18 protein-coding genes are annotated in these 24,804 nt (G+C 73.7%); 2 read left to right on the top strand and 16 right to left on the bottom strand.

Annotation, left to right across the window (positions count from 1 at the left end; translation table 11 throughout):
* Positions 1 to 115: 115 nt before the first annotated feature.
* The 4 genes from ACI793_RS05765 to ACI793_RS05750 all read right to left on the bottom strand — a co-directional run bounded on the left by ACI793_RS05765 (position 116) and on the right by ACI793_RS05750 (position 8,904).
* Complete coding sequence (locus ACI793_RS05765) at positions 116 to 1,489, bottom strand: glucose-6-phosphate dehydrogenase (protein ID WP_456605410.1); 1,374 nt, start codon at positions 1,487 to 1,489, stop codon at positions 116 to 118.
* Positions 1,486 to 3,345 carry a glycoside hydrolase family 15 protein gene (locus ACI793_RS05760; RefSeq protein WP_456605409.1) on the bottom strand — a complete coding sequence of 620 codons (1,860 nt, stop codon included), beginning with the start codon at positions 3,343 to 3,345 and terminating at the stop codon, positions 1,486 to 1,488. Before ACI793_RS05760 ends, ACI793_RS05765 begins: the two co-directional genes overlap by 4 nt.
* A gap of 105 nt (positions 3,346 to 3,450) precedes the next feature.
* On the bottom strand, positions 3,451 to 8,445 hold the full coding sequence (locus ACI793_RS05755; protein WP_456605408.1) for an NAD-glutamate dehydrogenase: 4,995 nt from the start codon (positions 8,443 to 8,445) through the stop codon (positions 3,451 to 3,453).
* A gap of 87 nt (positions 8,446 to 8,532) precedes the next feature.
* Positions 8,533 to 8,904, bottom strand: a complete 372-nt coding sequence (locus tag ACI793_RS05750; RefSeq protein ID WP_456605407.1) for a phage holin family protein — start codon at positions 8,902 to 8,904, stop codon at positions 8,533 to 8,535.
* Positions 8,905 to 9,095: 191 nt separating this feature from the next.
* Here ACI793_RS05750 and ACI793_RS05745 point away from each other — a divergent pair, with 191 nt between their 5' ends.
* Positions 9,096 to 10,289, top strand: a complete 1,194-nt coding sequence (locus ACI793_RS05745) for an AAA family ATPase (protein ID WP_456605406.1) — start codon at positions 9,096 to 9,098, stop codon at positions 10,287 to 10,289.
* 72 nt (positions 10,290 to 10,361) lie between these two features.
* On the opposite strand, the gene ACI793_RS05740 is transcribed toward ACI793_RS05745, so the two are convergent.
* Positions 10,362 to 12,131, bottom strand: coding sequence for a SpoIIE family protein phosphatase (locus ACI793_RS05740; RefSeq protein ID WP_456605405.1), 1,770 nt, complete (start codon positions 12,129 to 12,131; stop codon positions 10,362 to 10,364).
* A 183-nt stretch (positions 12,132 to 12,314) separates the two neighbouring features.
* Between ACI793_RS05740 and ACI793_RS05735 the strand changes: the two genes are divergently transcribed.
* Positions 12,315 to 12,776 carry an ATP-binding protein gene (locus ACI793_RS05735; protein ID WP_456605404.1) on the top strand — a complete coding sequence of 154 codons (462 nt, stop codon included), beginning with the start codon at positions 12,315 to 12,317 and terminating at the stop codon, positions 12,774 to 12,776.
* 207 nt (positions 12,777 to 12,983) lie between these two features.
* Here the strand turns inward: ACI793_RS05735 and ACI793_RS05730 are convergent, their stop codons facing one another.
* The 11 genes from ACI793_RS05730 to ACI793_RS05680 form a co-directional block, all read right to left on the bottom strand.
* Positions 12,984 to 13,475, bottom strand: a complete 492-nt coding sequence (locus ACI793_RS05730; protein WP_456605403.1) for a hypothetical protein — start codon at positions 13,473 to 13,475, stop codon at positions 12,984 to 12,986.
* Positions 13,472 to 13,834 (bottom strand): response regulator, encoded by a 363-nt coding sequence (locus ACI793_RS05725; protein WP_456605402.1) that lies wholly within the window; start codon positions 13,832 to 13,834, stop codon positions 13,472 to 13,474. Before ACI793_RS05725 ends, ACI793_RS05730 begins: the two co-directional genes overlap by 4 nt.
* A 35-nt stretch (positions 13,835 to 13,869) precedes the next feature.
* Complete coding sequence (locus tag ACI793_RS05720; RefSeq protein WP_456605515.1) at positions 13,870 to 14,373, bottom strand: chemotaxis protein CheX; 504 nt, start codon at positions 14,371 to 14,373, stop codon at positions 13,870 to 13,872.
* A gap of 5 nt (positions 14,374 to 14,378) precedes the next feature.
* Positions 14,379 to 14,771 carry a response regulator gene (locus ACI793_RS05715; RefSeq protein ID WP_456605401.1) on the bottom strand — a complete coding sequence of 131 codons (393 nt, stop codon included), beginning with the start codon at positions 14,769 to 14,771 and terminating at the stop codon, positions 14,379 to 14,381.
* On the bottom strand, positions 14,771 to 15,595 hold the full coding sequence (locus tag ACI793_RS05710) for a CheR family methyltransferase (RefSeq protein ID WP_456605400.1): 825 nt from the start codon (positions 15,593 to 15,595) through the stop codon (positions 14,771 to 14,773). The genes ACI793_RS05715 and ACI793_RS05710 overlap by 1 nt, the downstream gene beginning before the upstream one ends.
* On the bottom strand, positions 15,592 to 16,722 hold the full coding sequence (locus ACI793_RS05705) for a protein-glutamate methylesterase/protein-glutamine glutaminase (RefSeq protein WP_456605399.1): 1,131 nt from the start codon (positions 16,720 to 16,722) through the stop codon (positions 15,592 to 15,594). Before ACI793_RS05705 ends, ACI793_RS05710 begins: the two co-directional genes overlap by 4 nt.
* 359 nt (positions 16,723 to 17,081) lie before the next feature.
* Positions 17,082 to 17,987: a hypothetical protein gene (locus ACI793_RS05700; protein WP_456605398.1), complete on the bottom strand. Its 906-nt coding sequence runs from the start codon at positions 17,985 to 17,987 to the stop codon at positions 17,082 to 17,084.
* A gap of 162 nt (positions 17,988 to 18,149) precedes the next feature.
* Positions 18,150 to 18,617, bottom strand: a complete 468-nt coding sequence (locus tag ACI793_RS05695) for a chemotaxis protein CheW (protein WP_456605397.1) — start codon at positions 18,615 to 18,617, stop codon at positions 18,150 to 18,152.
* A gap of 1 nt (position 18,618) precedes the next feature.
* On the bottom strand, positions 18,619 to 21,075 hold the full coding sequence (locus tag ACI793_RS05690; protein ID WP_456605396.1) for a chemotaxis protein CheA: 2,457 nt from the start codon (positions 21,073 to 21,075) through the stop codon (positions 18,619 to 18,621).
* 165 nt (positions 21,076 to 21,240) lie between these two features.
* Complete coding sequence (locus ACI793_RS05685; RefSeq protein WP_456605395.1) at positions 21,241 to 22,854, bottom strand: methyl-accepting chemotaxis protein; 1,614 nt, start codon at positions 22,852 to 22,854, stop codon at positions 21,241 to 21,243.
* A gap of 272 nt (positions 22,855 to 23,126) precedes the next feature.
* Entirely contained in the window at positions 23,127 to 24,668 is a 1,542-nt protein-coding gene (locus tag ACI793_RS05680; RefSeq protein ID WP_456605394.1) for a methyl-accepting chemotaxis protein, read from the bottom strand.
* Positions 24,669 to 24,804: the final 136 nt, after the last annotated feature.

The following is a 24,804-nucleotide window of genomic DNA, read 5'->3' as shown; positions in this document are numbered from 1 at the left end:
GTTCTAGCGCTTTCTGGCTCCAGCGCTAGACGAGGTTAGATCTGTCTCGATGACGTCCTCCCTCGCCGTACCGCGTCCTCCCTCAGCGCCCACGGTGGGGGAGGACGCTCGATGATCAGGTTCCCTGATCGTGGCGCGGGCCCGGGCCGTCGGAGCCGGCCGGGTACTCCCGGAGCGGCACCTCGCCCGCCCGCCAGGCCGCGAGGACGGGCGCGACGATGCGCCAGGACTCCTCCGCCTCGACGTCGCTGATCGACAGCGCGGCGTCACCCGCCAGCATCTCCCGCAGCAGCAGCCCGTAGGCCGACAGCCCGGCCGGGGGCAGGTCGATGTCCAGGACCCGCCGTTCAAGGTCGAAGGGGTCCCCCGCCCCGTTGAGGTTGACCTCCAGCGCGATGCCGTCGGGATCGAGTCGCAGCCGCAGCACGTCGGGCTCGGGATCCTCGTCGGTGAAGGCGAGGTGCGGCACGGGCTTGAAGCGGACCACGATCTCCCGCCGGTCGGCCCCCAGCGCCTTGCCGCTCCGCAGGCGGAACGGGACGCCGGACCAGCGCCAGTTGTCCACGGTCACGGTGAACTCCGCGTAGGTCTCGGTCTCCCGGCCCGGGTCCACGCCGTCCTCGGCGGCGTAGTCGGGCAACCGGCGCTCCCCGACGGCGCCGGCGGTGTACCGGGCCCGGACGGTGTCCCGGGCCATGTCGACCGGCGGCCGGACGGCGCGCAGCACGTCGCCCTTGCGCGCCGCGAGACCGGCGGCGTCGACGGTCAGCGGCGGCTCCATCGCCACCAGCGCGAGCAGCTGCAGCAGGTGGTTCTGCAGCATGTCGCGCAGCGCGCCCGCGGTGTCGTAGTAGCCGGCCCGGCCCTCGAGCCCCAGCGTCTCGTCGAAGACGATCTCCACCTGCTCGACGTGGGCCGCGTTCCACACCGGCTCGAACAGCCGGTTGGCGAAGCGCAGGCCCAGGACGTTGAGCACCGTCTGCTTGGCCAGGAAGTGGTCGATGCGGAAGACGGCGTCCTCGGGTGCCAGCCGGTGGAGGACGCGGTTGAGCTCGCGCGCGTCGGCCCGGTCCCGGCCGAACGGCTTCTCCACGGCGACGATGCCGCCGTCGGGGAGCCCGGCCTCGGCCAGCGCCTCGAGGGTCGGCAGGAAGATCGTGTTCGGCAGCGCCAGGTAGACGACCGGCACGTCCGACACCCGGTCCAGCGCCCGTCGCAGGTCCGCGGCCGCGGTGACGTCCCCGCGGACGTGGCCGAGGCGGCCGACCAGCCGCTCCCGGGTGGACTCCGGGACGTGCGAGGCGTGGGCGGCCAGCCGACGACGGGCCCAGTCCCGGTACTCCTGGTCGTCCCACTCCTCCCGGCTCACCGCCAGGACGTCGACCTCCTCGTCGAGCACGCCGGCGTCGAACAGCTCGGCCAGGCCCCGGAGCAGCAACCGGCCGGTCAGGTCACCGCTCCCGCCGAGGACGACGAACGACCGCTTCACGACGACACCTCCCCCGACGCCGCCCGCTCCGCCCGGGCCAGGTTCCATCCGCTGGTGATGACGCCGACGTGGCTGAAGGCCTGCGGGAAGTTGCCCAGGAAGGCGCCGGTCGACGGGTCGATCTCCTCGGCCAGCAGCCCGAGCTCGTTGGCCCGGCCGCAGAGGCTGTCGTAGAGCCGGTGCGCCTCGTCCAGCCGCCCCTGGCCGGTGAGGTTGTCGACCAGCCAGAAGCTGCACAGCAGGAAGGCGCCCTCGCCCCCGGGCAGCCCGTCCGGCGACTCGGTGTGCAGGTAGCGGTAGAGCAGGCCGTCCCCGGCGTCCAGGTGCCGGCGCACCGCCTCGGTGGTGGCCACCATCCGCGGGTCGTCGGCGGGGATGATCCGGCGCATCGGCAGGGTGAGCAGCGAGCCGTCGAGGCCGCCCCCGTTGCGTTCCCCCGGCGGCGCCAGGTGCTCGGTGAAGGTGCCCCGTTCCGCGTCCCAGGCCTGCTCGAGCAGCGTCGTCCGGATCCGGTCGGCCTCCTGGTGCCACCGCTGCTCCGGATGGGGCAGGCCGCACACCTCCGCGATCCGGAGGGCCCGGTCGACGGCGACGTGGCACAGCGCCACCGAGTAGGTGAAGGGACGGCCGGCGTCCCGGATCTCCCAGATGCCGTTGTCCGGCGTCCGCCAGTTGGCGATGGCCTGCTCGGTGAGACCGCACAGCGCCCGCCAGAGCGGCTCGCCCACCACTCCCCCGGCGCGCACCCACTGGTAGGCCACGTCCAGCAGCTCGCCGTAGACGTCGTGCTGGACCTGGCGCGCCGCCCCGTTCCCCCAGCGGACCGGGCCCGAGCCGCGGTAGCCCGACAGCGCGAGGTCCTCCCACTCCATCCCCGGCCGCCGCCCGTCGAGGGTGTAGACGATGCTGGTCCGCTCGTCGCGCTCGACGTTGCGCAGCGTCCAGGCCAGGAAGGAGTCGGCCTCCTCGCGCATGCCGATCCGCCGCAGCGCGTAGGTGGTGAACGCGGCGTCGCGGACCCAGGTGTAGCGGTAGTCCCAGTTGCGGACGCCGCCGATCTCCTCCGGCAGCGAGGACGTGGCCGCCGCCATCACCGCACCGGTCGACGCGTGGTCGAGCAGCTTCAGCGTCAGCGCCGACCGGCGGACGAGCTCCCGCTGCGGTCCGTCGTAGTCGATGTGCCCGGCCCACTGCCGCCATGCCGCGACGGTCTGGTCGACCAGCCGCTGGGGCGCGGTGCGGGCGCGGGTGTGCGTCTGGCCCGACCAGTGCAGGGTCAGGGTGAGCAGCTCGCCCTCGCGCAGCCGGATCCGGCCGCCGATGCTGCCGTCCCGGCTCACGCCGATCTCGTGCGAGCACCACAGGTACAGCTCCAGCTCCGGGTGGGCGGGCCAGAGGATCCGCCAGGAGCCCAGCTCCGGGCGCACCTGCACGCCGTCCAGTGGCGTCAGCCGGACATCCACCTCCACGGTGCCGGACACCGCGCGGGCCAGACGGAGCAGCTCCCCCCGGCCGGCCGGCACCTGCTCGCCGAGATCGGCCCCGGCGCGCAGCGTCATGCAGTCGGTCAGCTCGAGACGGCCGTCGGGACCCTGCAGGTCGGTGACCAGGACGCCGCTGTCGGGCAGGTAGCGCTGGGCCGACGCCTGCAGCCCCACCGGCGTCACGTCGAGGCTGCCGCCGCGGTCGGCGTCGAGCAGGCCGGCGACGAAGGGCCGGCTGTCGAAGTCGGGCAGGCACAGCCAGGGGATGCTCCCGTCGCGGCCGACCAGGGCGCTGGTCGCCCCGTCCCCGATCAGCCCGTGGTCCTCGATGGGCAGGTATCCGTCGGTGCGGACGATGGGGCGCAGCGGCACAGGAGTTCCTCGGTTCGGCGACAGGTCGCCCACGGGGTGCCCCCGTCGCGGCGGGAGGAACCCCGCTGGGTGTGACGGTCTCGTGACCAGCCCTTCTGCCCGGCCCTACCGGTCGGCGGGACGTGGGAGGCGGCGGGCCTCGCGCCGACGGCGCAGCCCGCGGAGGGTGCGCACGGCGACCAGCAGCTCGGCCAGTTCCTGCCGGTCCCCACCGGCGATGTCGGCGAGCTGCGCGGCGGCGCGGGACTGGGCGGCGTCCCACCCGTCCACCCACTCCCCCACCAGGACGGCGGGGTCGGCATCGTCACCGGCGCGCAGGCTGAGCACGTCCTCGGTGAGCGAGGACTGCTCCAGGGCCAGGTCGTCGCGCAGGGAGGCCCGCGCCATCGAGGGCCAGCGCCGGTCGCGGGGCAGCGCGGTGATCAGCTCGCGGAGCGGGACGAGTCCCAGGCGCTCGGCCAGGCACTGCATCACCCGGCCCGCGAGCTCGACGGGCGCCCCGGTCCGCTCGGCGACGACGGCCAGGTCCAGGCCGGCCGGCAGCAGCGGGGCGGCGGCGACCTCGGCGGCGAGCTCCGCGGGCACCCCCGCCTCCTGGAGCCGGGCGGCCCGGCCGGCGAAGGCATCGGCCTCCGCCCCCAGCAGCCAGTCGGCCAGCCCGGCCCGCACGGCTGCCACCGGAGCGGCGAACCGGTCCGTCACGGCCCCCAGGGGCTGCGGCGACTCCGCGGTCACGTCGGGCTGCCGCAGCAGCCAGCGCGCACCGCGCTCGGCCAGCCGGCCCGCCTCCGAGCGCAGCTCCACCTGGACGGCGGCCGACACCCGGTTGTCCAGCGGCCGGACGGCGTCCCACAGCCGGTCGACGTCGAAGACGGCGCGGGCGACCGCGTGCGCCCGCACCACCGTCGCGGGCGGGACGCCGCTCTCCTCCGCCAGCCGGTAGAGCCCGGTCACCCCCGCGACGTTGACCGACCGGTTGGTGAGCGCGGTGGCGACGATCTCGCGGCGCAGGGGGTGGCCGGCGACGGCGTGGGGGAACCGCTCGCGCAGCGGCGCGGGGAAGTAGTCGGCCAGCAGATGCCCGAACGCGGGGTCGTCGGGCAGCGCCGACCCGAGGACGGCGGCGTCGGTGTCGAGCTTGGCGTAGGCGAGCAGCACCGAGAGCTCCGGCCCGGTGAGCCCCTGTCCGTCGCGCCGCCGCTCGGCCAGCTGCCGCTCGTCGGGCAGCGACTCGACCTCCCGCTGCAGCCGGCCGGAGCGCTCCAGCGTGCGCACGAACCGCTCGTGGGCGTCCAGCATCTGCCGCGCCGTCGCGGCCTCGACGGCCAGCACCGCGTTCTGCGCGTGGTTGTCGGTGAGCACGGCGGCGGCGACGTCGTCGGCCATCTCCCCCAGCAGCGCGGCCCGGCCCTCGGCGTCCAGCTCCCCGGCGTCCACCACGGCGTTCAGGGCGATCTTGATGTTCACCTCGTGGTCGGAGGTGTCGACGCCGGCGGAGTTGTCGATGGCGTCGGTGTTGACCCGCCCGCCGGCCAGCGCGTACTCGATCCGGCCGCGCTGGGTCAGCCCGAGGTTCCCGCCCTCGCCGACCACCCGGACCCGGAGCTGACCGCCGTCGACCCGGACGGCGTCGTTGGCCTTGTCCCCGACGTCCGCGGCGCTCTCGGTCGCCGCCTTCACGTAGGTGCCGATGCCGCCGTTGAACAGCAGGTCGACCGGCGCGAGCAGGATCGCCCGGATCAGCTCCTCGGGGCCCAGCGACGTCGCACCGCCGCCCAGACCGAGCGCCTCCCGCATCTCCGCGGACACCGGCACCGACTTCGCCGTCCGCGGCCACACCCCGCCGCCCGGGCTGATCAGGGCGGGGTCGTAGTCGGCCCACGAGGACCGCGGCAGCTCGAACAGCCGCCGGCGCTCGGCGAAGGACACCGCGGCGTCCGGCACCGGGTCGACGAAGACGTGCCGGTGGTCGAAGGCCGCGACGAGCCGGATGTGCTCGGACAGCAGCATCCCGTTGCCGAAGACGTCGCCGGACATGTCCCCGACCCCGACGACGGTGAAGTCCTGGGCCTGGACGTCGATGTCCAGCTCGCGGAAGTGCCGGGTCACCGACTCCCAGGCGCCGCGGGCGGTGATGGCCATGGCCTTGTGGTCGTAGCCGACCGAGCCGCCGGAGGCGAAGGCGTCGCCCAGCCAGTAGCCGCGCTCCAGCGAGATGGAGTTGGCGAGGTCGGAGAAGGTCGCGGTCCCCTTGTCGGCGGCGACCACGAGGTAGGTGTCGTCGCCGTCGTGCCGGACGACCCGCTCGGCGGGCGCGACCTCGCCGTCGACCAGGTTGTCGGTGAGCGAGAGCAGCGCGCCGATGAAGATCTTGTAGCAGGCCTGGCCCTCGGCGAGCTGGGCCTCGCGGGAGGGGTCGGCGGGCGGCCTCTTGACCACGAACCCGCCCTTGGCGCCGGTCGGCACGATGACGGTGTTCTTGACCATCTGTGCCTTGACCAGGCCGAGGACCTCGGTGCGCAGGTCCTCCCGGCGGTCGGACCAGCGCAGCCCGCCGCGGGCGACGGCGCCGAAGCGCAGGTGGACGCCCATGACCCGCGGCGAGCTGACCCACACCTCGCGGGCCGGCCGCGGCTCCGGCAGGTCGGGCACGGATGCCGGGTCGATCTTCAGCCCCAGCGCGGGGTGGGGCGGGGCGGACATGGCGTAGTAGGTGGTGCGCTGGGTCGCGGTGATCGCGGCCAGGAGCGAGGAGAGCACGCGGTCGGCGTCCAGCGACTCGACCTCACCGATCGACCGGCGCAGCGAGTCGGCGAGGACGGCCTGCCGCTCGTCGCGCCCGCCGGTGGCCCGCGGCGAGAAGCGGGCCTCGAACAGCGCGACGAGCCGCGACACGACGTCGGGGTGGGCGGCCAGGGTCGACTCGACGTAGGCCTGGCTGAACGGCAGCCCGGCCTGGCGCAGCCACTGCACGTAGGCCCGGACGACGGTGACCTGGCGCCAGTTCAGCCCGGCCAGCATCACCAGCGCGCCCAGGCCGTCGTCCTCGGCCTCCCCGCGCCAGACCGCGCCCAGGGCGTCGGTGAACCGCTCGGGCAGGGAACGGAGCAGGGGCAGGTCCACCGCGGGGACCGCGACGCCGAAGTCGTAGATCCACGACCGCGCGCCGCCGATCCGCTCGATCTCGTAGGGCCGCTCGTCGACGACGGACACACCCATGTGCTGCAGCAGCGGCAGCACGTCGGACAGGAGCAGCCGCTCCCCGACGCGGTAGACGGTCAGCCGGCGCTCCCCGGGCCCGGCGCCCGCCGGCGTCCACAGCCGCAGCGACAGCTGACCCGCGGTCAGCCCCTCGAGCCGGGCGAGGTCGTCGACGGCCCGCTCCGCCGGGAAGTCCTCCTGGTAGGCGGCGGGGAAGGCGTCCGCGACGCGGGCGAACAGCTGCTCCCCCTCGGCGCCGTGCCGGGCGGTCAGCGCGTCCGCGAGGTCGTCGGTCCAGCTGCGGGCGGCGGCGGCCAGCTCGGCCTGCAGCGCGTCGGCGTCGACCGCCGTCGGCCCCGATCGGCCACTGCGGCTCACCGGCAGGCGGACGACGAAGTGCAGGCGGGCCAGCACCGACTCGGTCGACCGGGCCGTGTACTCGATGCTGGAGCCACCCAGCCGCTCCAGCAGCAGCTGCTGCATGCGCGTGCGGACCTCGGTCGTGTACCGGTCCCGCGGCAGGTAGACCACGGCCGACCAGAACCGGCCGGTGGGGTCCTGGCGCAGGAACAACCGGGTCTGCCGCCGCTCCTGCAGGTGCAGGACGGCGTCGGCGACGGGCAGCAGCTCGTCCGTGCTGACCTGCAGCAGCTCGTCGCGGGGATAGGTCTCCAGGACCTCCAGCAGCTCCTTGCCCGTGTGGCTGTCGGCGGGCACGCCGGAGCGGGCGATGACCTCGGCGACCCGGCGCCGCACCAGGGGCACGTCCAGCACGCTGGCGCTGTACGCCGTCGACGGGAACAGGCCCACGAACCGGTGCTGCCGGTGCCCGGCCCCGTCGTCGCGGGGAAGGGTGAGGACGATCAGGTCGAGCCAGGCGCGGCGGTGCACCGAGGAGCGGGCGTCCGCCTTGGTCACGGTGAGCAGGTGCCGCCCGGTCACCTGCACGGCCTCCGGAGGCGGCGAGGGGGCGCGCAGGTCGGTGTCGCTGCGCAGCACGCCCAGCCCGCTGCCGGGCACCGGCCGCACCGCCGGCTCCTCCGCCCCCGCCGCGGCGAGGTCGACGTCGCGGGCGCCCAGCAGCACGACGTTGCCGTCGGCCAGCCAGCGCAGGAGCGCGGCCGCCTCGGCGGGGTCGTCGGCCGGGTCCGTGCCTTGGGGCGGCGCGACGGTGCCCGCCCGGCTCTCCAGCGTGGTCGCGAGGTCCAGCAGCCGGGCGCGCAGGCGCGGGCCGTCCTCGTTCACGGCACGGACGTCGTCGAGCACGGTGCGCAGACCGGCGACGAGGTCGGCGGCCGACTCGTCGTCCAGCGGGCCGTCGAGCACCACCGCCATCCACGACTCGGCGAGGGCGTCGGCACCGCACCCCTCGGGGTCGGCGCTGTCGCAGAAGGCCAGCAGCCGGCCCTGCACGTCGCGGCGCACCACGAGCACCGGGTGCACGACGTGCGCGATGCCGACGCGCTGCCGGACGACCTCGGCGGTCACCGAGTCCACCAGGTGGGGCATGTCGTCGGTGGCCAGCCGGACGACGGCGACGCCGTCGTGCGAACGGAGGACGTCGACCAGTGCGGAGCCCGGCGGCCGGGTCGCCGCCGCGGTCACGTGGCCGAGCGCCAGGTCGACCAGCTCGCGCGGCCGGCGCCCGAGAACCTCGGCGGCGGGCTCGCTCCAGTAGTAGCGGCGCAGCAGCGCGGGGACGTCGTCGGCGGTGCAGCCCGCGGGGTAGGCGTCCGGGCCCAGGGCCGCGACCGCCGAACGAGCCGCCTCCTCCAGGAGTCGTCGCTTCTCGTCGCGGGCGGCCTCCAGCGCGGCCAGCTCGGTCAGGGAGCCGGTCGTGGAGCTCCCGTCCGGTGCGCGCGCCGGGGTGTCCGGGGCGACGCCGGTGGTGCTCGGCATGGGAGCGACGCTACTGCGGTCGGGGTGCCCCGGCTCGGCGACGCGGCAGGCGCCGCTGCCCTCGGCCGGGGCGGACAGGAGGCCGAATCAGCGGTCCAGCACCTGGTCGGCCGCCCAGCCAGCGATGGCCAGGATCAGGCCGCCGAGGACCGCGGTGCCGAAGCCGTCGATGGTGAGCCGGTCGGTGATCGCCGCCGTCAGACCGAGCAGCGCGGCATTGATGACCAGCAGGAACAGCCCCAGCGTGAGCAGCACGAAGGGCAGCGACAGGAGCCGGAGGACCGGTCCCACGATCGCGTTGACGACACCGAAGATCAGCCCGATCCACAGGTAGGTGCCGTACTCGCCCAGCGGGCCGTCCTCGTTGGGGACGATGTCGAGACCGGGGAGCACGTCGAAGTACGTCAGGCCGTAGAAGACCGCCCCGAGGACGACCACCTTGAGCAGGAACTTGATCACGGCGGCGACGCTAGCGGTCCGCCGCCCTCGGCTGGGGGACATCGGGTCGTCTGGCCGTGTCTAGCCGGAGAGCTAGACGGTGGCAGACGCCTCTCGACGGCGCTGCCGCCCCATCCGTCCCGGGCGACACGCGCTAGGTCGTTCTACCGACGTCTAGGGATCGGGCTAGACGAACGCATACGGTGCTCGACATGGATCCCGTGCGGAACCCGTACGCCCCGGGCGCCGGCCAGCGGCCGCCCGAGCTGGCCGGCCGGGACACCGAGCTGTCGGCCTTCGACGTGGTGCTGGAGCGGATCGCGCACGGCCGGCCCGAACGCTCGCTGGTGCTCACCGGACTGCGCGGCGTGGGCAAGACCGTGCTGCTCAACCAGCTGCGCTCCGCCGCGATCTCCCGTGGCTGGGGCACCGGCAAGATCGAGGCCCGCCCGGACCAGTCGCTGCGCCGGCCGGTCTCCTCCGCCCTGCACATGGCGCTGCGCGAGCTGGGGCCCCGGCACGGTGACCAGGACTCGGTGGCCGAGGTGCTGGGCGTGGTGAAGGCGTTCGCGCAGCGCGTGGCGCCGGCCGATGCCAAGGTGCGGGACCGCTGGCAGCCCGGCATCGACGTCCCCGCGGCGACCGGCCGGGCCGACTCCGGCGACATGGAGATCGACCTGGTCGAGCTGCTCAGCGACGCCGCCGGGGTGGCTGCCGACATCGGCAGCGGGATCGCGCTGTTCATCGACGAGATGCAGGACGTGCAGCCCGACGACGTCTCGGCCATCTGCGCCGCGTGCCACGAGCTGTCCCAGCAGGGCGCGCCGCTGATCGTCGTCGGCGCGGGGCTCCCCCACCTGCCCGCCGTCCTCTCGGCCTCGAAGAGCTACTCCGAGCGGCTGTTCCGCTACCTGCGCATCGACCGGCTGGAGCGCGACGCCGCGGACCGCGCGCTCATCGCACCGGCCGAGCGGGAGGACGTCGCGTTCGAGCAGGCCGCCCTCGATGCCCTGTACGAGGCCGCGGACGGCTACCCCTACTTCGTGCAGGCCTACGGCAAGGTCACCTGGGACCTCGCCGCCTCCTCCCCCATCACCGCCGCCGACGTCGCCATGGCCGCGCCGGTCGCCGAGGCCGAGCTGGCCGTGGGCTTCTTCGGCTCGCGCTACGACCGCGCCACCCCCGCCGAGCGCGAGTACATGCACGCGATGGCCGAGCTGGGCGGACCGCACGGCGCGGCCGTCGCGACGTCCGAGGTCGCCGTCTCCCTGGGCCGCAAGCCCGCCTCCCTCTCCCCTGCGCGTGACTCGCTGATCAAGAAGGGGCTGGTGTACTCGGCCGAGCGCGGCCAGATCGCGTTCACGGTGCCGCACTTCGGCCGCTACCTGCTGCGCCACCCGGAGTAGCGGTCCGGCTCACCCCACCTGCGGCACCGCACGTGTCCGCATCGACCTCGGCCGGACGCCGTCGCGGCGCCGTCAGGCCGTGGGCAGGGCCGCGGGGAGCACGGTGGGGCCGGCCGCGACCGGGCGCTCGGCGCCCACCGGGTGCATCCGCACCGCCAGGAGGGCGACGTCGTCCTCGACGTCGGGCCCGAGCATCCCGGCCAGCAGCCGGTTGCAGAGCGCGTCGAGCGGGAGTCCGGCCGCCCCGGCGACCAGGTCGCGCAGCAGGTCCCGCCCCTCGTCCAGGAGCATGGTGCGCCGCTCGAAGAGCCCGTCGGTGAACAGCAGCAGGGTGCTGCCGTCGGGGAGCGGGCTGACCTCGTCGGCCCGAGGGCCCAGCCAGCCGATGCCGACCGGCGGCCCGATCGGCGCCGTCAGGTCGAGCACCGTGCCGTCCTCGAGCAGGAGCAGCGGGTCAGGGTGCCCCGCGGTCGCCCAGCGCAGCCGGCGGGCGGGCCGGCCCGCGGCATCCACCCCGAGCTCCACCCGGGCGACCAGCGCCGTGGCCATCGCCGGGACGTCCAGACCGACCACGGCGTGGTCGACGCGGCGGAGCAGCTCGGCGGGTGCCTCGAGGCGGTCGTAGCCGATCCCCCGCACCAGCGTCTTGACCTGCCCCATGGCGGCCGCGGCCTCGATGTCGTGCCCCATGACGTCGCCGATGACCAGCACCGTGTCGCCGTCGGGCTGGAGGAAGGCGTCGTACCAGTCACCGCCGATGGCGACCCCCCGCGTCGCCGGCCGGTACCGCACGGCCAGCTCGAGGGAGTCCGCCTGCACCGGGGGTGACAGCAGGCTGAGCTGCAGCCGTTCGGCGACCTGCTGCTGGGCGGCGGCCAGCCGGGCGTTGTCCAGCGCCAGGGCGGCCCGCCGGGAGGCGATCTCCGCGGTCCGCAGCTCGACGCGGGTGTGCGGCCCGCGGTCGGGGCCGTTCACCAGCGTGAAGCCGCCGATGACCTCGCCCCGGGCGACCAGCGGGAAGCCGGCGGCAGCAGCGGGCCGGAGCGGCGCCAGGGCCTCGCGGGCGGCCTCGACCGGGACCATCGCCCGGACGATCTCGTCGGTCAGCTCGGGGAGGATGATCGGCCGCGGGTCCCGGAGCATTGCCGGCACCGGTGCGGTCGGGTCGTTGGTGGCCACGCGCAGGTCCGCGTAGCGGTGCATGTCGGCCACCATCGCCGGGTCGCGGTGGGCGCGACCGACGTCCCGGCGCGTTCCGTCGGGGTCGACGACGCTGACGATGCACCAGTCGGCCAGCTGGGGCACGACCAGCTCGGCGAAGCGCTGCACCGCCTCGTCGATGTCGCGTGTGGACGTCATCGCCAGGTTGATGTCACCCAGCAGCATCAGGTGCCGGCCGGCCTGCTCGGCCTCGCGCGCCGCCGCCGAGGCGGCCGCGGCCGCCTCCTCCCGCGCGCCGACCGCCGCGGCGCGCTCGTCGGCGAGCCGTCGCTGCTCGGTGACGTCTTCGTAGGTGACCACCAGCCCGGCTCCGGTCAGGAAGGCGTCGGCGCGGAACCACTTCCCCAGCGGGCCGAACCAGGCCTCCGTGGTGCCCGTCCCGCCGGTCCGTCGCACCTCGCGGTAGAGCTGCTCGAACGGGCCGCCGACCGCCTCGGGGAACTCCGCCCAGATGTCCCGGCCGATCAGGTCGGGGACGGTCCGGTCCAGCACCCGGGCGCCGGCCGGATTGACGTAGCGGAAGCACCACTGCTCGTCGAGGACGAACATCGGCCGGTGCATGCCCTCGACGGCCTGCAGCAGCAGGTCGCCAGGCAGCGGGGCCGGATCTTCGGGGGGCACGGAGCCACTGTGCCGCATGCCCGCTCGCTCGCGGGAACGACCGGGGCAGCGGGCCCCGGAATTCACCCTGCTGGTCAGCAATCTCTCCACCCCCCGGGTCAGATGAGCCGCGGACGGCGGTTTCCACCGGGCGGCTCGGGGCACTCCCGGAAGGTCCAATTCAGGGCACACCGGGGGGTAGGCGTGGTTCGTCGTCTGTCGTGGCCGCTGCGACCGCTGCCGGACGGCCGCGGTGAGGTGTGGCGCTGGAACCTCGCGGCGCTCGCCGAGCTCCCTGCCGCACGAGCCGGCCTGCGCGCCCGGCTGGGTCGCGCCGGATTCCCACCGGAGGACGAGGACGAGTCCGGTGAGCAGCTGGTGATGGCGTTCGACGAGCTCGCCTCGAACGCTCTGCGCCACGGCGAGTCACCGGTGGTCGCGACGGTGGTCGCAGGTACCGGCGGCTGGCTCCTGGACGTCAGCGACCGCGCACCCGAGGCGATGCCGGCCCCTGCGGTCGACCGCGACCCCGCCCTGGGTGGCATGGGGCTGCACCTGGTGGCGCGGCTCTCCGTCGCGCACGGGTGGTACGTGGACGCCGGCACCAAGCACGTGTGGGCCTGCCTGCCCAGCGAGATCGCGGACCGGGAGGCCCTCTCCGCCTGAGCGGCGGTTCGGGGCGGTCGTCCCTGGACAGCACAGCGCCCGGGGCGGCGGGAACCGGAGTTCCAGCGCCGCCCCGGGGCGTCTGTGGCGACCGCTCGTCGTGTCGGCCCGAGTGGGCCCCGAAGGGGTCCGCGCAGGGCCGACGGACACGCTCCGCTCCGCAGGGGAACGGCACGTGGCCGCGGTGTCGTCCGGAGGACGACAGTGTTACGGCAGGACGAGGGAGATGGCGCCCTTGCCGTAGGTCGGGACCTCGATGGCCAGGTCGACCCGGTTGAACGCGGCCAGCATCCCGGCCAGGTCACCCGGCAGCTCCTCGCCCGGGGCGTAGAGCTTGTGCAGCTTCGAGTGCGGAGCACCCTCGGCGTTGAACAGGGCCGAGAGGACGTTGACCACCTCGTGCAGCGCCTCGACCTGCATGCCGGTCAGCTCGCCGTCCTCCTCGACGGCGTCCTGGCAGCCGCCCGGGGGCAGCAGGGCCAGAGCACCGCCGGTGTAGGCCGACGCGCCCAGGTCCATCAGGCACAGGGCGTTGACGTTCATGTGCGGGTCGACGTACACGGCCACGGCGACCGGGCGGTCCGGAGCCGGGGTGACCGGGGCTCCGGGGGTGACGTTGACCGGCTTGCCCACCAGGCCGGTGAGCATGTCGCGCACGTCCTTGGCCGCGGGCAGCGGCACGGTGCCGGCGGCGGTCATGCGATCACCCCGCTGAGGGCTTCCTGGAAGGTCTCCTCGTTGAACGGCTTGGCGATGAGGAAGAGGGCGCCGGCGTTGGCGGCCTTCTCCCGCATCTCCGGCGAGCCCTCCGAGGTGACGAACCCGAAGGGGACGCTGGAGCCCGACGAGCGCAGGGCCTGCAGGCACTCGATGCCGGTCATGTTCGGCATGTTCCAGTCCGACAGCACCAGGTCCGGCTTCTCGGAGCCGACCTTGGACAGCGCGTCGGCGCCGTCCTCGGCCTCGACGATGTCGTGGTCGTCGAAACCAGCCTGACGCAGGGTGCGGATGACGATCTGCCGCATGACGCGGCTGTCGTCGGCGACCAGGATCTTCACAGCTGTACCTCGTTCTTCCGGCAGTAGATGCGGGGTCAGGGGGCAGGGAGCGGCGGGAGCGCACCCTGGACGGAGATGGAGACGGGCTCGCCGCGCCACAGCAGGTCGATGCGGCAGACGTCGGCGGGGTTGCGGAGGGCGGGTGCGTCCCCCACGTCGGGAAGGCTCAGACCCGAGGAGCCGGGCAGCGCGGCCTTGACGTTGCCGCCCACCACGTTCGCGATCTCGCCGAAGGCGTCGGCGACGTCCTCGTCCTCGAGCACCTCGGGGGAGTGCTCGCGGAGCAGCGCGCGGGTGAGCTCCTCGGCGGTGCGGCGTCCGGTCGTGAGGACGACGCTGCCGGTCCACGGGCCGACGACGTCGACCCAGCTGGACAGCGGGTCGGTGACGGGCCCACCCGGGAGCGGGACGAGGACCTCGTCCTCGCCGACCAGGGAGATCCACGCCTCCTGGGCGATCGACTCGACGGTCGCCTCGTCGATCAGCTCGGTGATGACGGGCCGGATGTCGGCGGCGCGACGGCGCTCGCCGGTGTCCATGGTCGTCACAGCACGGCCTCCTGGGGGAGCAGGCCGAGCAGCGCGAGCTTGTCGCGGATGGCGTCGGCGGTGAACGGCTTGATGACGTACTCGTGGGCGCCGGCCGCCAGCGCGCGCACGATCTGGGTGTGCTCGCTCTCGGAGGTGACCATCATGATCGTCATCGAGCGCCAGGCCGGGTTGGAGCGGACGGCGGAGACGAACTGCAGGCCGTCCATCACCGGCATGTTCCAGTCCACGCAGACCAGCTCGGGAAGCTGGTCGGGGGCCAGTGCCTCGAGGACGTCGAGGCCCTCGCGGCCGTGGCCGGCCTGCTGGGTCTCGTACCCGAGCCCCTCCAGGATCCCGGAGACGATCCGGCGCATGGCGCGGGAGTCGTCGATGACCAGAGCACGCATTACTTCCCCTTCAGCGGGCGGTAGGCGGAGCTGCGGCCGACGACGACCCGCTCCCAGGAGTCGTCCACCCCGAGCGTGGTCTCAGCCGCGCCGAGGAAGAGCCAGCCGTCGGGGCGCATCAGGTCGCGCACCCGGCGGAGGATCGCCTGCTTCGTGGGCAGGTCGAAGTAGATGAGGACGTTGCGCAGGTAGACCACGTCGAACGGGCCCATCCGCGGCAGCGGAGCTGCGAGGTTGCACTCGGAGGCGGTCACCATCCTGCGCAGCTGGGGAGCGACCTCCCACTCGCTGCCGGCCCGCACGAAGTGCCGGACGAGCATGGGCGCGGGCAGGCCGCGGTTGACCTCGAGCTGGCTGAAGCGCCCGGCCCGCGTGCGCTCCACCATCTCCCGGGAGATGTCGGTCGCGGTGATCGAGACCCGCGACGCCGCATTGGGCAGCGCGTCATCGAGCAGCATCCCGATCGTGTAGGCCTCCTGCCCGCTGGAGCAGGCCGCCGACCAGATCTGCAGCCGCTCGTTCGGGCCGCGGGCCGCCAGCAGCGACGGCAGCACCGTGGAGGTGAGGGCGGTGAAGGGGTCACCGTCGCGGAACCACGAGGTCTCGTTGGTGGTGAGCGCCTCGACGATCTGCCGCGTGCTGTCCGGGCTGGGCCGGGTGCGCACGCTCTCCACGAACTGGGAGACGTCGGTGAGTCCCGCCTGGCGGGCGATCGGCAGCAGCCGGGCCTCCACCAGGTACTCCTTGCCCGGCTGGAGCACGATCGCGCTCTCACGGTGCACCAGCTGGCGCACCCAGTCGAAGCTGGTGGTGGTCAGGGTCATCGGACGCCTCCGGACAGGACGGTGGCACCGTGGCCGGGTACGACGCGGCCGGGGGTGACCCGGCCCGTCGTGACGCCGGAGAGGTGCCGCTGGATGGCGTCGGCCACACGGTCGAGCGGCAGGGTCTCGTCGGCGAACCCGGCCTGGCTCACCGCACCGGGCATGCCCCAGACCACGGAGGTGGCCTGGTCCTGGACGAGCACGCTGCCGCCGGCGGCGCGGATCTCGCCCGCGCCGTTGCGACCGTCGGCGCCCATGCCGGTGAGGACCACGCCCAGGACGGCGCCGTCGTAGGCGGCCACGGCCGAGCGGAACAGCGGGTCGACGGCGGGGCGGCAGAAGTTCTCGGCCGGGCCCTGGTGCAGGCCCGTGGTGTGCGTGCCGCGGCCCGGGCGGACGACCAGGTGGTGGTCGCCCGGCGCCAGGTGCACGGTGCCCGGCTGCAGCGGGACCCCGTCGGTGGCCTCGACGACGCGCAGCGCGCAGAGCCGGTCGAGGCGCTGGGCGAACTGGCGGGTGAACACCGGGGGCATGTGCTGGACGAGCAGCACGGGAACGGGCAGGGAGGCCGGCAGCTGGGGGAGCAGCTTGGACAGTGCCTCGGGGCCGCCGGTGGAGGAGCCGATGACCAGCACCTCGGGCTTCTTGCCCGGGGTGCTGCGCGGCGCCGGGGGGCGCGGCGGCGGGACGGGGGCGGCGGACCGAACGGGGCCCACCGGGCGGCCGGTGAGGGCCTTGATCTTGGGGATGAGCTGCTCGCGGACGCTCTCCATCGACTGCGCCACGCTGCCGACGTTGGCCGGCTTCGTGACGTAGTCGTTGGCCCCGGACGACAGTGCGTCCAGCGTCGCCGTCGCACCCCGCTCGGTCAGCGTGCTGAACATGATGATCGGGACGCGGTTGCGAGCGGCACGAATGGCGCGGACCGCCTCGATGCCGTTCATCTCCGGCATCTCGATGTCCATCGTGATGAGGTCGGGCTTGAGCTGCTCGAACTTGCCGACGGCCACCTTGCCGTTGACGGCGGTGCCCACGACCTCGATGCCGGGGTCCTCGGACAGCACGTCGGTCACGATCTTGCGGACGACGACCGAGTCGTCGACCACCATCACCCGGATCGGGTTCACGTGCGTCCTCCTGGTTCCTGCCGGAATGCAGCCCGACAGGCTGTTCACCGCAGTATCGGCACCAATTCCCGGCTTCTTGAGCGGGATCGGTCGTGTGCGTGCGATGAGCTCCCGGGGCAAGCCCGTCGTCCCATCCGCATCAGGAGCATCGGCTGTCACAGCCGATTGAGAAAGGCCACGGACGCACTTGTTACGCAATTCCCGGCGACTGCCATTCCAGCAGTCGTGATGACCTCTCGGAGAGAAGTCGACAGGGCGACGGAAATGGCGAGCCGACCCACGGCGTCATGTCCGCCGCGGTCCGCGCGACCTGCGCGTATGCGGCCGGCCCGACCGCGCGCGCCCTCCGGAGGAGGTGGTCAGCGAGTACCGGAGACGCGCACCCAGGGGGCGCGCAGGACGGTCAGCGCACCGTCGTCGAGCAGGTCACCCATGGCGATGCCCTGGACGCATCCGGCGACGGCGTTCCAGGCGCCGGCGGCGCCGTCGTGCCGGTCGAAACCGCCGTCGAGGAAAGCCTGGACGGCGTGCAGCTGCGCGGTGGCCAGTACGCGGGTGCGGCCCGACACGTGCGCCGCCCAGGAGGCCTCGTGCATGGCCGTGGCCCACGGCCGGCGCTCGGCACGCCCATCGTCGACCGCGGCACGCCAGCGGGCCCGGCCGGCGTCGTCCAGCCCGCGCAGGTCGTCCAGGAACGCGACCAGCTCGGCCCCCGCCGCGCCCAGGTCGAGCGCCTCGGGGCCGGCCGGCGGCGCCGTGTCGGCCACGCGGTCGTAGGAGGCGGTCAGCTCCCGCCGCACCAGCGGGGGGAGCACCCCGGCGGCCCAGTAACCCAGGGCGGCGTCGGCCAGGACGTCCGCGGCCTCGGCGACGAGGTCGGGGTCCAGCAGCGCGACGTGCGGGTGCTCGGGGCCGAGCACGTCCTCGCGCAGCAGCCGCTCCAGGGTGGGCGCGTCGCCGATGGTGCCCTGCTCGAGCTGCTGCACCAGGACGGCGGCGCGGTCGCCGGCCCCGTGGGCACCGGCGGCGGCGGTGCGCACGTGCGGTACGGCGACGGCCATCTCGCGGGCCCGCCGGGACCGGACGGCCAGGACCTGGCGCTCGTCCCGCTCCAGGCCGCGCGCGGGATGGGCGGCGCCCAACCGGTTCAGCGCGGCGTCGTCGCCGTGGAGGCCCGCGAGGAGGACCCCGGCGACGGCGCGGCCGGCGGGCAACCGGACGAGGTCGAATCCGAGTGTGGCGGCACTGACCAGCGTGTAGGGCACGGCAGCGCCTCCAGAGCAGGGGATCGAGATGTCCCATGCTGCTGCCCACGACCGCAGAACGCCACGCGGCCGTCACCCCAAGGCAGGAAGCTTCGGAGGTGACGGCCGCGTGTTCGAGTGGTCTTTGCTACCGATCCACTGCGGAGAGTGACTGGTTGGACGTCAGGCGCTGACCGCCTTGTGCACGTCCAGGGCCAGCAGCAGCTGCCCGTCGAGCTTGTAGGCGCCGCGGATCAGGTCGCGCGCCTGACCCTCGAGGGTGTCCGGCGGAGCCTCGAAGTCGGCGGCGTCCACGTCGACGACGTCGGCGATCGAGTCGACGAGCAGGCTGACCGCCTCGCCGTCCAGGCGCACCACGATGACCACGGCGTCGGTGCCCTCGGGGCGCGCCGGGCGGCCGAGCCGCTCGCGCAGCTCGATGGCGGTGACCACCTGGCCGCGCAGGTTGATCAGGCCCGCCACGGCGCGGGGAGCCAGCGGCACGCGGGTGAGCTGCTGGCTGCGCAGCACCTCCTGCACGTGCTCGACCTCGACCCCGTAGAGGTCGCCGTCGAGGCGGAAGGTGGCCAGCTGGCCGCTGGTGGCCGAGGCCACCGCGTCGCTGGCCGCGTAGTCGGTCACGCTGGTCACGTCAGACCTCCAGGTAGGAGCCGGGGGCGCCGGCGGTCGTCGAGTGGTCGGGGGCGGCCGGGGCCGAGTAGAACGCGGGGTCCGCCGCGAGGATCGCGGCGCGGACGTCGAGCAGCTCGGTCACCCGGTCACCGAGGACGGCGGAGCCCAGCAGCCCCATGTCGTCGATGTCGCTGCGCACCGCGGCCTCGCCGTCGACGATGTCGAGGATCTCCTCGACGACGATCGCGACGCTGCGGCCGTGGTCGGCGTAGACGATGACCTCGAGCACCTCGCGCTCGGTCTCGCCGTAGGCGCCCAGGTGCCGGTCGAGCCGGACGATCGGCAGGATGGCACCGCGGTACTGGACGACCTCGCGGTTGCCCACCTTCTCCACCGCGTCGGTGCGCACCTGCTCGAGCCGGGTGACGGTGTCCAGCGGGATCGCCACCCGCCGGCCGCCGCCGATGGAGGCCAGCAGCATCCGCTGGCGCTCGGTCTCGGCCGCGGCCGCGGAGCTGACGGTGGCGCGGGACTCCTGGCGGTCCGCGGTCTCCGTGCGCAGGGCACGCCGGGCGAGGGCCTGGACGTCGAGGATGAGGGCCACCGTGCCATCGCCGAGGACGGTGGCGCCGGAGTACAGCCCGATCTGCTTGAGCTGGCCGCCGACGGCCTTGACCACGATCTCCTCGGTGTTGATGACCCGGTCGACGACGAGACCGAAGCGGCGCCCCTCGGAGCGGAGGACCGCGATGACCACGTGGCCGTCGTGCCGCTCGGAGGTCAGCCCCAGGACGTCGGTCAGCCGGACCAGGGGGAGCAGCTCGCCGCGCAGCCGGTAGACCTGCGCACCGCCGACCTCCTCGACCGCGTTGGCGGCCTTCTCCGCGTCCAGGCTGACGAGCTCCTGCAGGCTGATCTGCGGGATGGCGTAGCGGTCGGTGGCGCACTCGACGGTCAGCGCCGGGACGATCGCCAGGGTCAGCGGGATGCGCAGCCGGCAGACCGTGCCCACACCCGGGTCGGACTCGACCTCGATCGTGCCGCCGATGGACTCGATGTTGGTCTTGACCACGTCCATGCCCACGCCACGGCCGGAGACGTTGGTGACCGCCGCCGCCGTGGAGAAGCCGGGCAGGAAGATGAGCTGCAGGATGTCGGCCGGGCTCATGCGGGCGAGCGCGTCCTGGGTGATCAGGCCACGCTGGACGGCCTTGGCGCCGAGCTTGGCCGGGTCGATGCCGGCGCCGTCGTCCGCCACCTCGACGACGACCTGACCGCTCTCGTGCCGCGCCCGCAGCGTCAGCACGCCCTCGGCGGGCTTGCCGGCCGCCTTGCGCGCGTCGGGGGCCTCGATGCCGTGGTCGACGGAGTTGCGCACGAGGTGGGTCAGCGGGTCCTTGACCGCCTCGAGCAGGGTCTTGTCGAGCTCGGTCTCCCGTCCCTCCATGTCCAGGCGGACGGACTTGCCGCACTGCTGGCCGAGGTCGCGGACGACGCGGGGGAGCTTGGACCAGATGTGGTCGATGGGCTGCATGCGCGTCTTCATGACGCCCTCCTGCAGCTCGCTGGCGATGAGGTTGAGCCGCTGGGAGGCCCGGATCAGGTCGGTGTCGGTCTGCCGGGCGACGTTCTGCACGATCTGGTTGCGGGTCAGGACCAGCTCGCCGACGAGCAGCATCAGCTCGTCGAGCAGGTCGACGTCGACCCGGATGGTGCTGTCGGCGACCGCGCGACGGGTCTGGCCGCCACCCTCGGCAGCCGGGGCGTCGCTCTCGGCCTGCTCGGTGGCGGCGGGGGCCTCGGGGCTCACGGGCGGCTCCTCGGACAGGTTCTCGGGCACGGCGGGGGTCACGTCCTCGATGAGTTCGTCGGCGGGCACGGGCGCCGGCGCCGGGACGGCGGCCTTGGCGCGGGGAGTGCGCTTGGCGGGGGTCTTCGCGGCTGCCTTGGCCGGGGCCTTGGCACGGGGCGTCGCGGGCGCCTTGGCGGCGGCAGCCGGCGCCTTCGCGGTGGCGGCCGGGGCCTCGATGGCAGCCGGTGCCTCGGTGGCGGCCGGCGCCGCCGCCTCCGCGGCGGGGGCCGGTGCGGGGGCGTCCTCCATCGCGGCGGTGACGGCGGCGACCGCGGCGGAGACGTCGACCGAGCCCTCGCCCCCGGTGGCCTCGATGGAGGTGAGCAGGGCACGGACGGTGTCGACCATCTGCAGCAGCACGTTCGTGCGGTGCGGCGTCAGCGCCAGCTCGCCGTCCCGCAGCCGCGACAGCATGTTCTCGCCGACGTGCGTGACCTCCTCCAGCCGGTTGAAGGCCAGGAAGCCGCTGGTGCCCTTGATCGTGTGGATCGTCCGGAAGATGCTGGAGAGCCGCTCGCGGGAGTTGGGCTCCTGCTCGAGCGCGACCAGGTCGGAGTCCAGCTGGTCGAGGTTCTCGTGGCTCTCGACCAGGAACTCCTCGACGATGTCGTCCAGACCGTCCACGGGATGTCCTTCTCTCTGCTTCGCATCGGGGCGCAGTCGCCCCGCTGGGTTCTCGGCGCGGGGGGCGGCGGACTCAAGGTGAATCGCGCCGCCCGCCCGCAGCCGTCCGGATCGTTATCGGCACTCCTCCCCTGCGGCCGGTACGGCCGCAGGGGAGGAGTCACCTCAGTAGGTGAAGCGGCCCACGGTGGTGCGCAGGTCGGCGGCCATCCGGGACAGCTCGTCGACCGCCGTGCGCGTCTGGGTGAGCGCCTGCGTGGTGGAGTCCGCGGCGGAGGAGACGCCGGAGATGTTCTCCGCGATCTGCGTCGTGCCGCCGGCCGCCTCCTGCACCGAGCGGGACATCTCGTTGGTCGTGGCGGTCTGCTCCTCCACCGCGGAGGCGATGGTGGTCTGGCGGTCGGAGATCTGCGCGACGATGGTGGAGATCTCCCCGATCGCGGCGACCGCGGCGGTCGTGTCGCCCTGGATGGCCAGCACCCGGCGGGCGATGTCCTCGGTCGCCTTCGCCGTCTCCTGCGCCAGCTCCTTGACCTCGTTGGCGACGACGGCGAAGCCCTTCCCGGCCTCGCCAGCCCGGGCCGCCTCGATCGTGGCGTTCAGCGCCAGCAGGTTCGTCTGCTCCGCGATGCTCGTGATCACCTTGACGACGTTGCCGATCTCCGCCGACGACTCGCCCAGCTTCGCGACCGTGGCCGTGGTGGTCTCCGCCGCCGTGACGGCGCGAGCGGCGACCTCGCTGGCCTCCGCGGCGTTGCTCGCGATCTCCCGGATCGAGGCACCCATCTGCTCGGCACCGGCGGCGACGGTCTGCACGCTGCGCGAGACCTCCTCCGCGGCACCGGAGACCACACCGGACTGGGCGCTGGTCTCCTCCGCACCGGCCGAGATCTGCGCCGACGACGCCGACAGCTCCTCGCTGCTCGCCGCCACCGCGTCCGCGGAGCCGGCCACCTGGCCCAGCACGGTGCGCAGGTTCTCCTGCGCCGCGCCGAGGGCGGCGGCCATCCGGCCGAGCTCGTCACCCGACCGCACGTCGGGGACGACGGTCAGGTCGCCGGCGGCGAGAGCGTCGACCGACTTCTGCACCGACCGCACCGTGGTGACGATCTGACGGATCACGAGGACGGCGAGGAGCGCAGCGGCCGCGATGCCGATCGCCAGGGCGGTCCACAGCGTGAAGCGCGCCGACGAGGCGAGCTCCTGGCCGGCGTCGGCGTCGGCCGAGGCGTCGGCGGCCTGGCGCTGCTGCTCGGCGCCGAAGGCGTCGGACAGGCCCCTGCCGGCCTCGGCCAGGGGCCCGGTGACGACGACCTGCACGGCGTCGCGGTCACCGGCGTCCGCGACGGGGTACAGCTGCTTGTCCACGGTGGCGTAGTAGGTGTCGGCGGCGTCCAGGACCGGCGCGAAGTCGGTCGGGTCGTTCAGCGTGGCGACGTAGGCGTCCATCTCCGCGCGGAACTGAGCCCTGCGCTCGGCCAGGAGGGGGCGGAGCTCGTCGCGGGTGGCGTCGTCGACGAAGCCGTACATGTTGTTGCGCGCCCGGTCGCCCTGGAACGTGCGCTGCGCCTCGGCGAGTTTGTTCAGCGGGACGATCGAGTCCTCGTACAGGGTGTCGCCGGCGTCGGCCAGCGTGCCGATGCGCTGGACCCCGAGGCCCGTGAGCCCGACGGCGACGATGGCCAGCACGCCGAGTGCTGCGCCGATCTTGGCGCCGACGGGGCGATCGGTGAACCAGCCTCGCCGGCCTGAGCGAGTGGTGTTGGCGGGAACGGTCATGGTGGATCTCCAGGGGAATGGTCCGTACGGCGCCGACTCGATGATGTGCGTCGGCGCGCCCGGTGCTGCGACATCAGAAAGATAAATTGCCACCCTGTGCGGTGCTTCATTTTTCAAACGTGTCGTGAACATCGGGAGAGGAATGATCGGTGACCGAGCTCCCCGTGTCGACTCGTCGCCATTTCGCCCGCGCCGGAAATGGCGGACGCCGGTGGTGGCCGAGGCCACCACCGGCGTCGGCCGGGGCGATTGCGTCGTGGATGACGGAGTTGTCAGTAGGTGAAGCGGCCCACGGTGGTGCGCAGGTCGGCGGCCATCCGGGACAGCTCGTCGACCGCCGTGCGCGTCTGGGTGAGCGCCTGCGTGGTGGAGTCCGCGGCGGAGGAGACGCCGGAGATGTTCTCCGCGATCTGCGTCGTGCCGCCGGCCGCCTCCTGCACCGAGCGGGACATCTCGTTGGTCGTGGCGGTCTGCTCCTCCACCGCGGAGGCGATGGTGGTCTGGCGGTCGGAGATCTGCGCGACGATGGTGGAGATCTCCTCGATCGCGGCGACCGCGGCGGTCGTGTCGCCCTGGATGGCCAGCACCCGCCGGGCGATGTCCTCGGTCGCCTTCGCCGTCTCCTGCGCCAGCTCCTTGACCTCGTTGGCCACCACCGCGAAGCCCTTGCCCGCCTCACCGGCTCGGGCGGCCTCGATCGTGGCGTTGAGCGCCAGCAGGTTCGTCTGCTCCGCGATGCTCGTGATCACCTTGACGACGTTGCCGATCTCCGCCGAGGACTCGCCCAACTTGCTCACCGTGGCGGTGGTCTTATCCGCCGCGGTCACCGCGCGGGCCGCGACCTCGCTGGCCTCCGCGGCGTTGCTCGCGATCTCCCGGATCGAGGCACCCATCTGCTCGGCACCGGCGGCGACGGTCTGCACGCTGCGCGAGACCTCCTCCGCGGCACCGGAGACCACACCGGACTGGGCGCTGGTCTCCTCCGCCGAGGCCGAGATCTGTGCCGACGACGCCGACAGCTCCTCGCTGCTCGCCGCCACCGCGTCCGCGGAGCCGGCGACCTGCCCCAGCACGGTGCGCAGGTTGACGACGGCTTCGTCGAGGGAGCGGCCCATCCGCCCGAGCTCGTCCTTGGTGGTCAGCCCGCTGGAGCGGGTCAGATCACCGTCGGCGAGGGCGGTGGCGACGTCCTGCACCTTGCGGGTGCTCGCGGCGATACCGGTCGCGACGAACCAGCCCAGCCCCAGAGCCAGCGCGATGCCCGCCACCATGACGACGATCGACAGCGTCCGCTGCGACTCGTAGTCCGCGCGGATCGCGGCCGCTGCGTCGGCCGCCTCGGCCGCCTCCATGTCGCGCAGCTCCTGGATGCCCTCGGACACCGCATCGCCCAGCGGCGCGCCCCGCTCCGCGTTCTCGGTGATCCAGCTCGTGTAGTCGGCCGCCTGGGCGAAGGGCACCAGGACGTCGGTCTGGAAGGACAGGTATGCCTCGGCGGCGGAGGTGATCTCGTCGAGGATCGCCGTCTTCTCGGGGGCGCTGGTCAGTCCGCGGTACGCGTCCAGCGCGGCAGTGAAGTCTGCTCCCAGCCCCTCGATCTCGGTCATCGCGGCCGCCGGGTCCGCACCGACGATCGTGTCCCGGAGGTTCACGCGGACGTCGCCGAGGAGACCGTCCATGTCGGCCGCCGCGGCGACGCCGAGGAGGTTGTCCTGGTAGAGCGCCTCAGCGGCGTCCGCGGACGCACCCAACGCGTTGAGCCCCAGCAGGCCGATGCTGCCGGCGGCGACGCCCGCGACGGCGACGGCGCTCACGACCTTCACCTTGACCGAGCGGTCGGCCCAGACCGAGAACGGGGAGCGGGCTCGCTGTGGTGGTGACGTGCGGGGAAGAGCGGTCATGGCGGATCTCCAGAGACAGGTTGCTGACTGCGTAGCGCCGGCCGGGCCG

The sequence above is a fragment of the Blastococcus sp. SYSU DS0617 genome, assembly GCF_054051075.1.
Note: the sequence above shows the minus strand (reverse complement) of the source record. Positions and strands in the feature narration are given on the sequence as shown.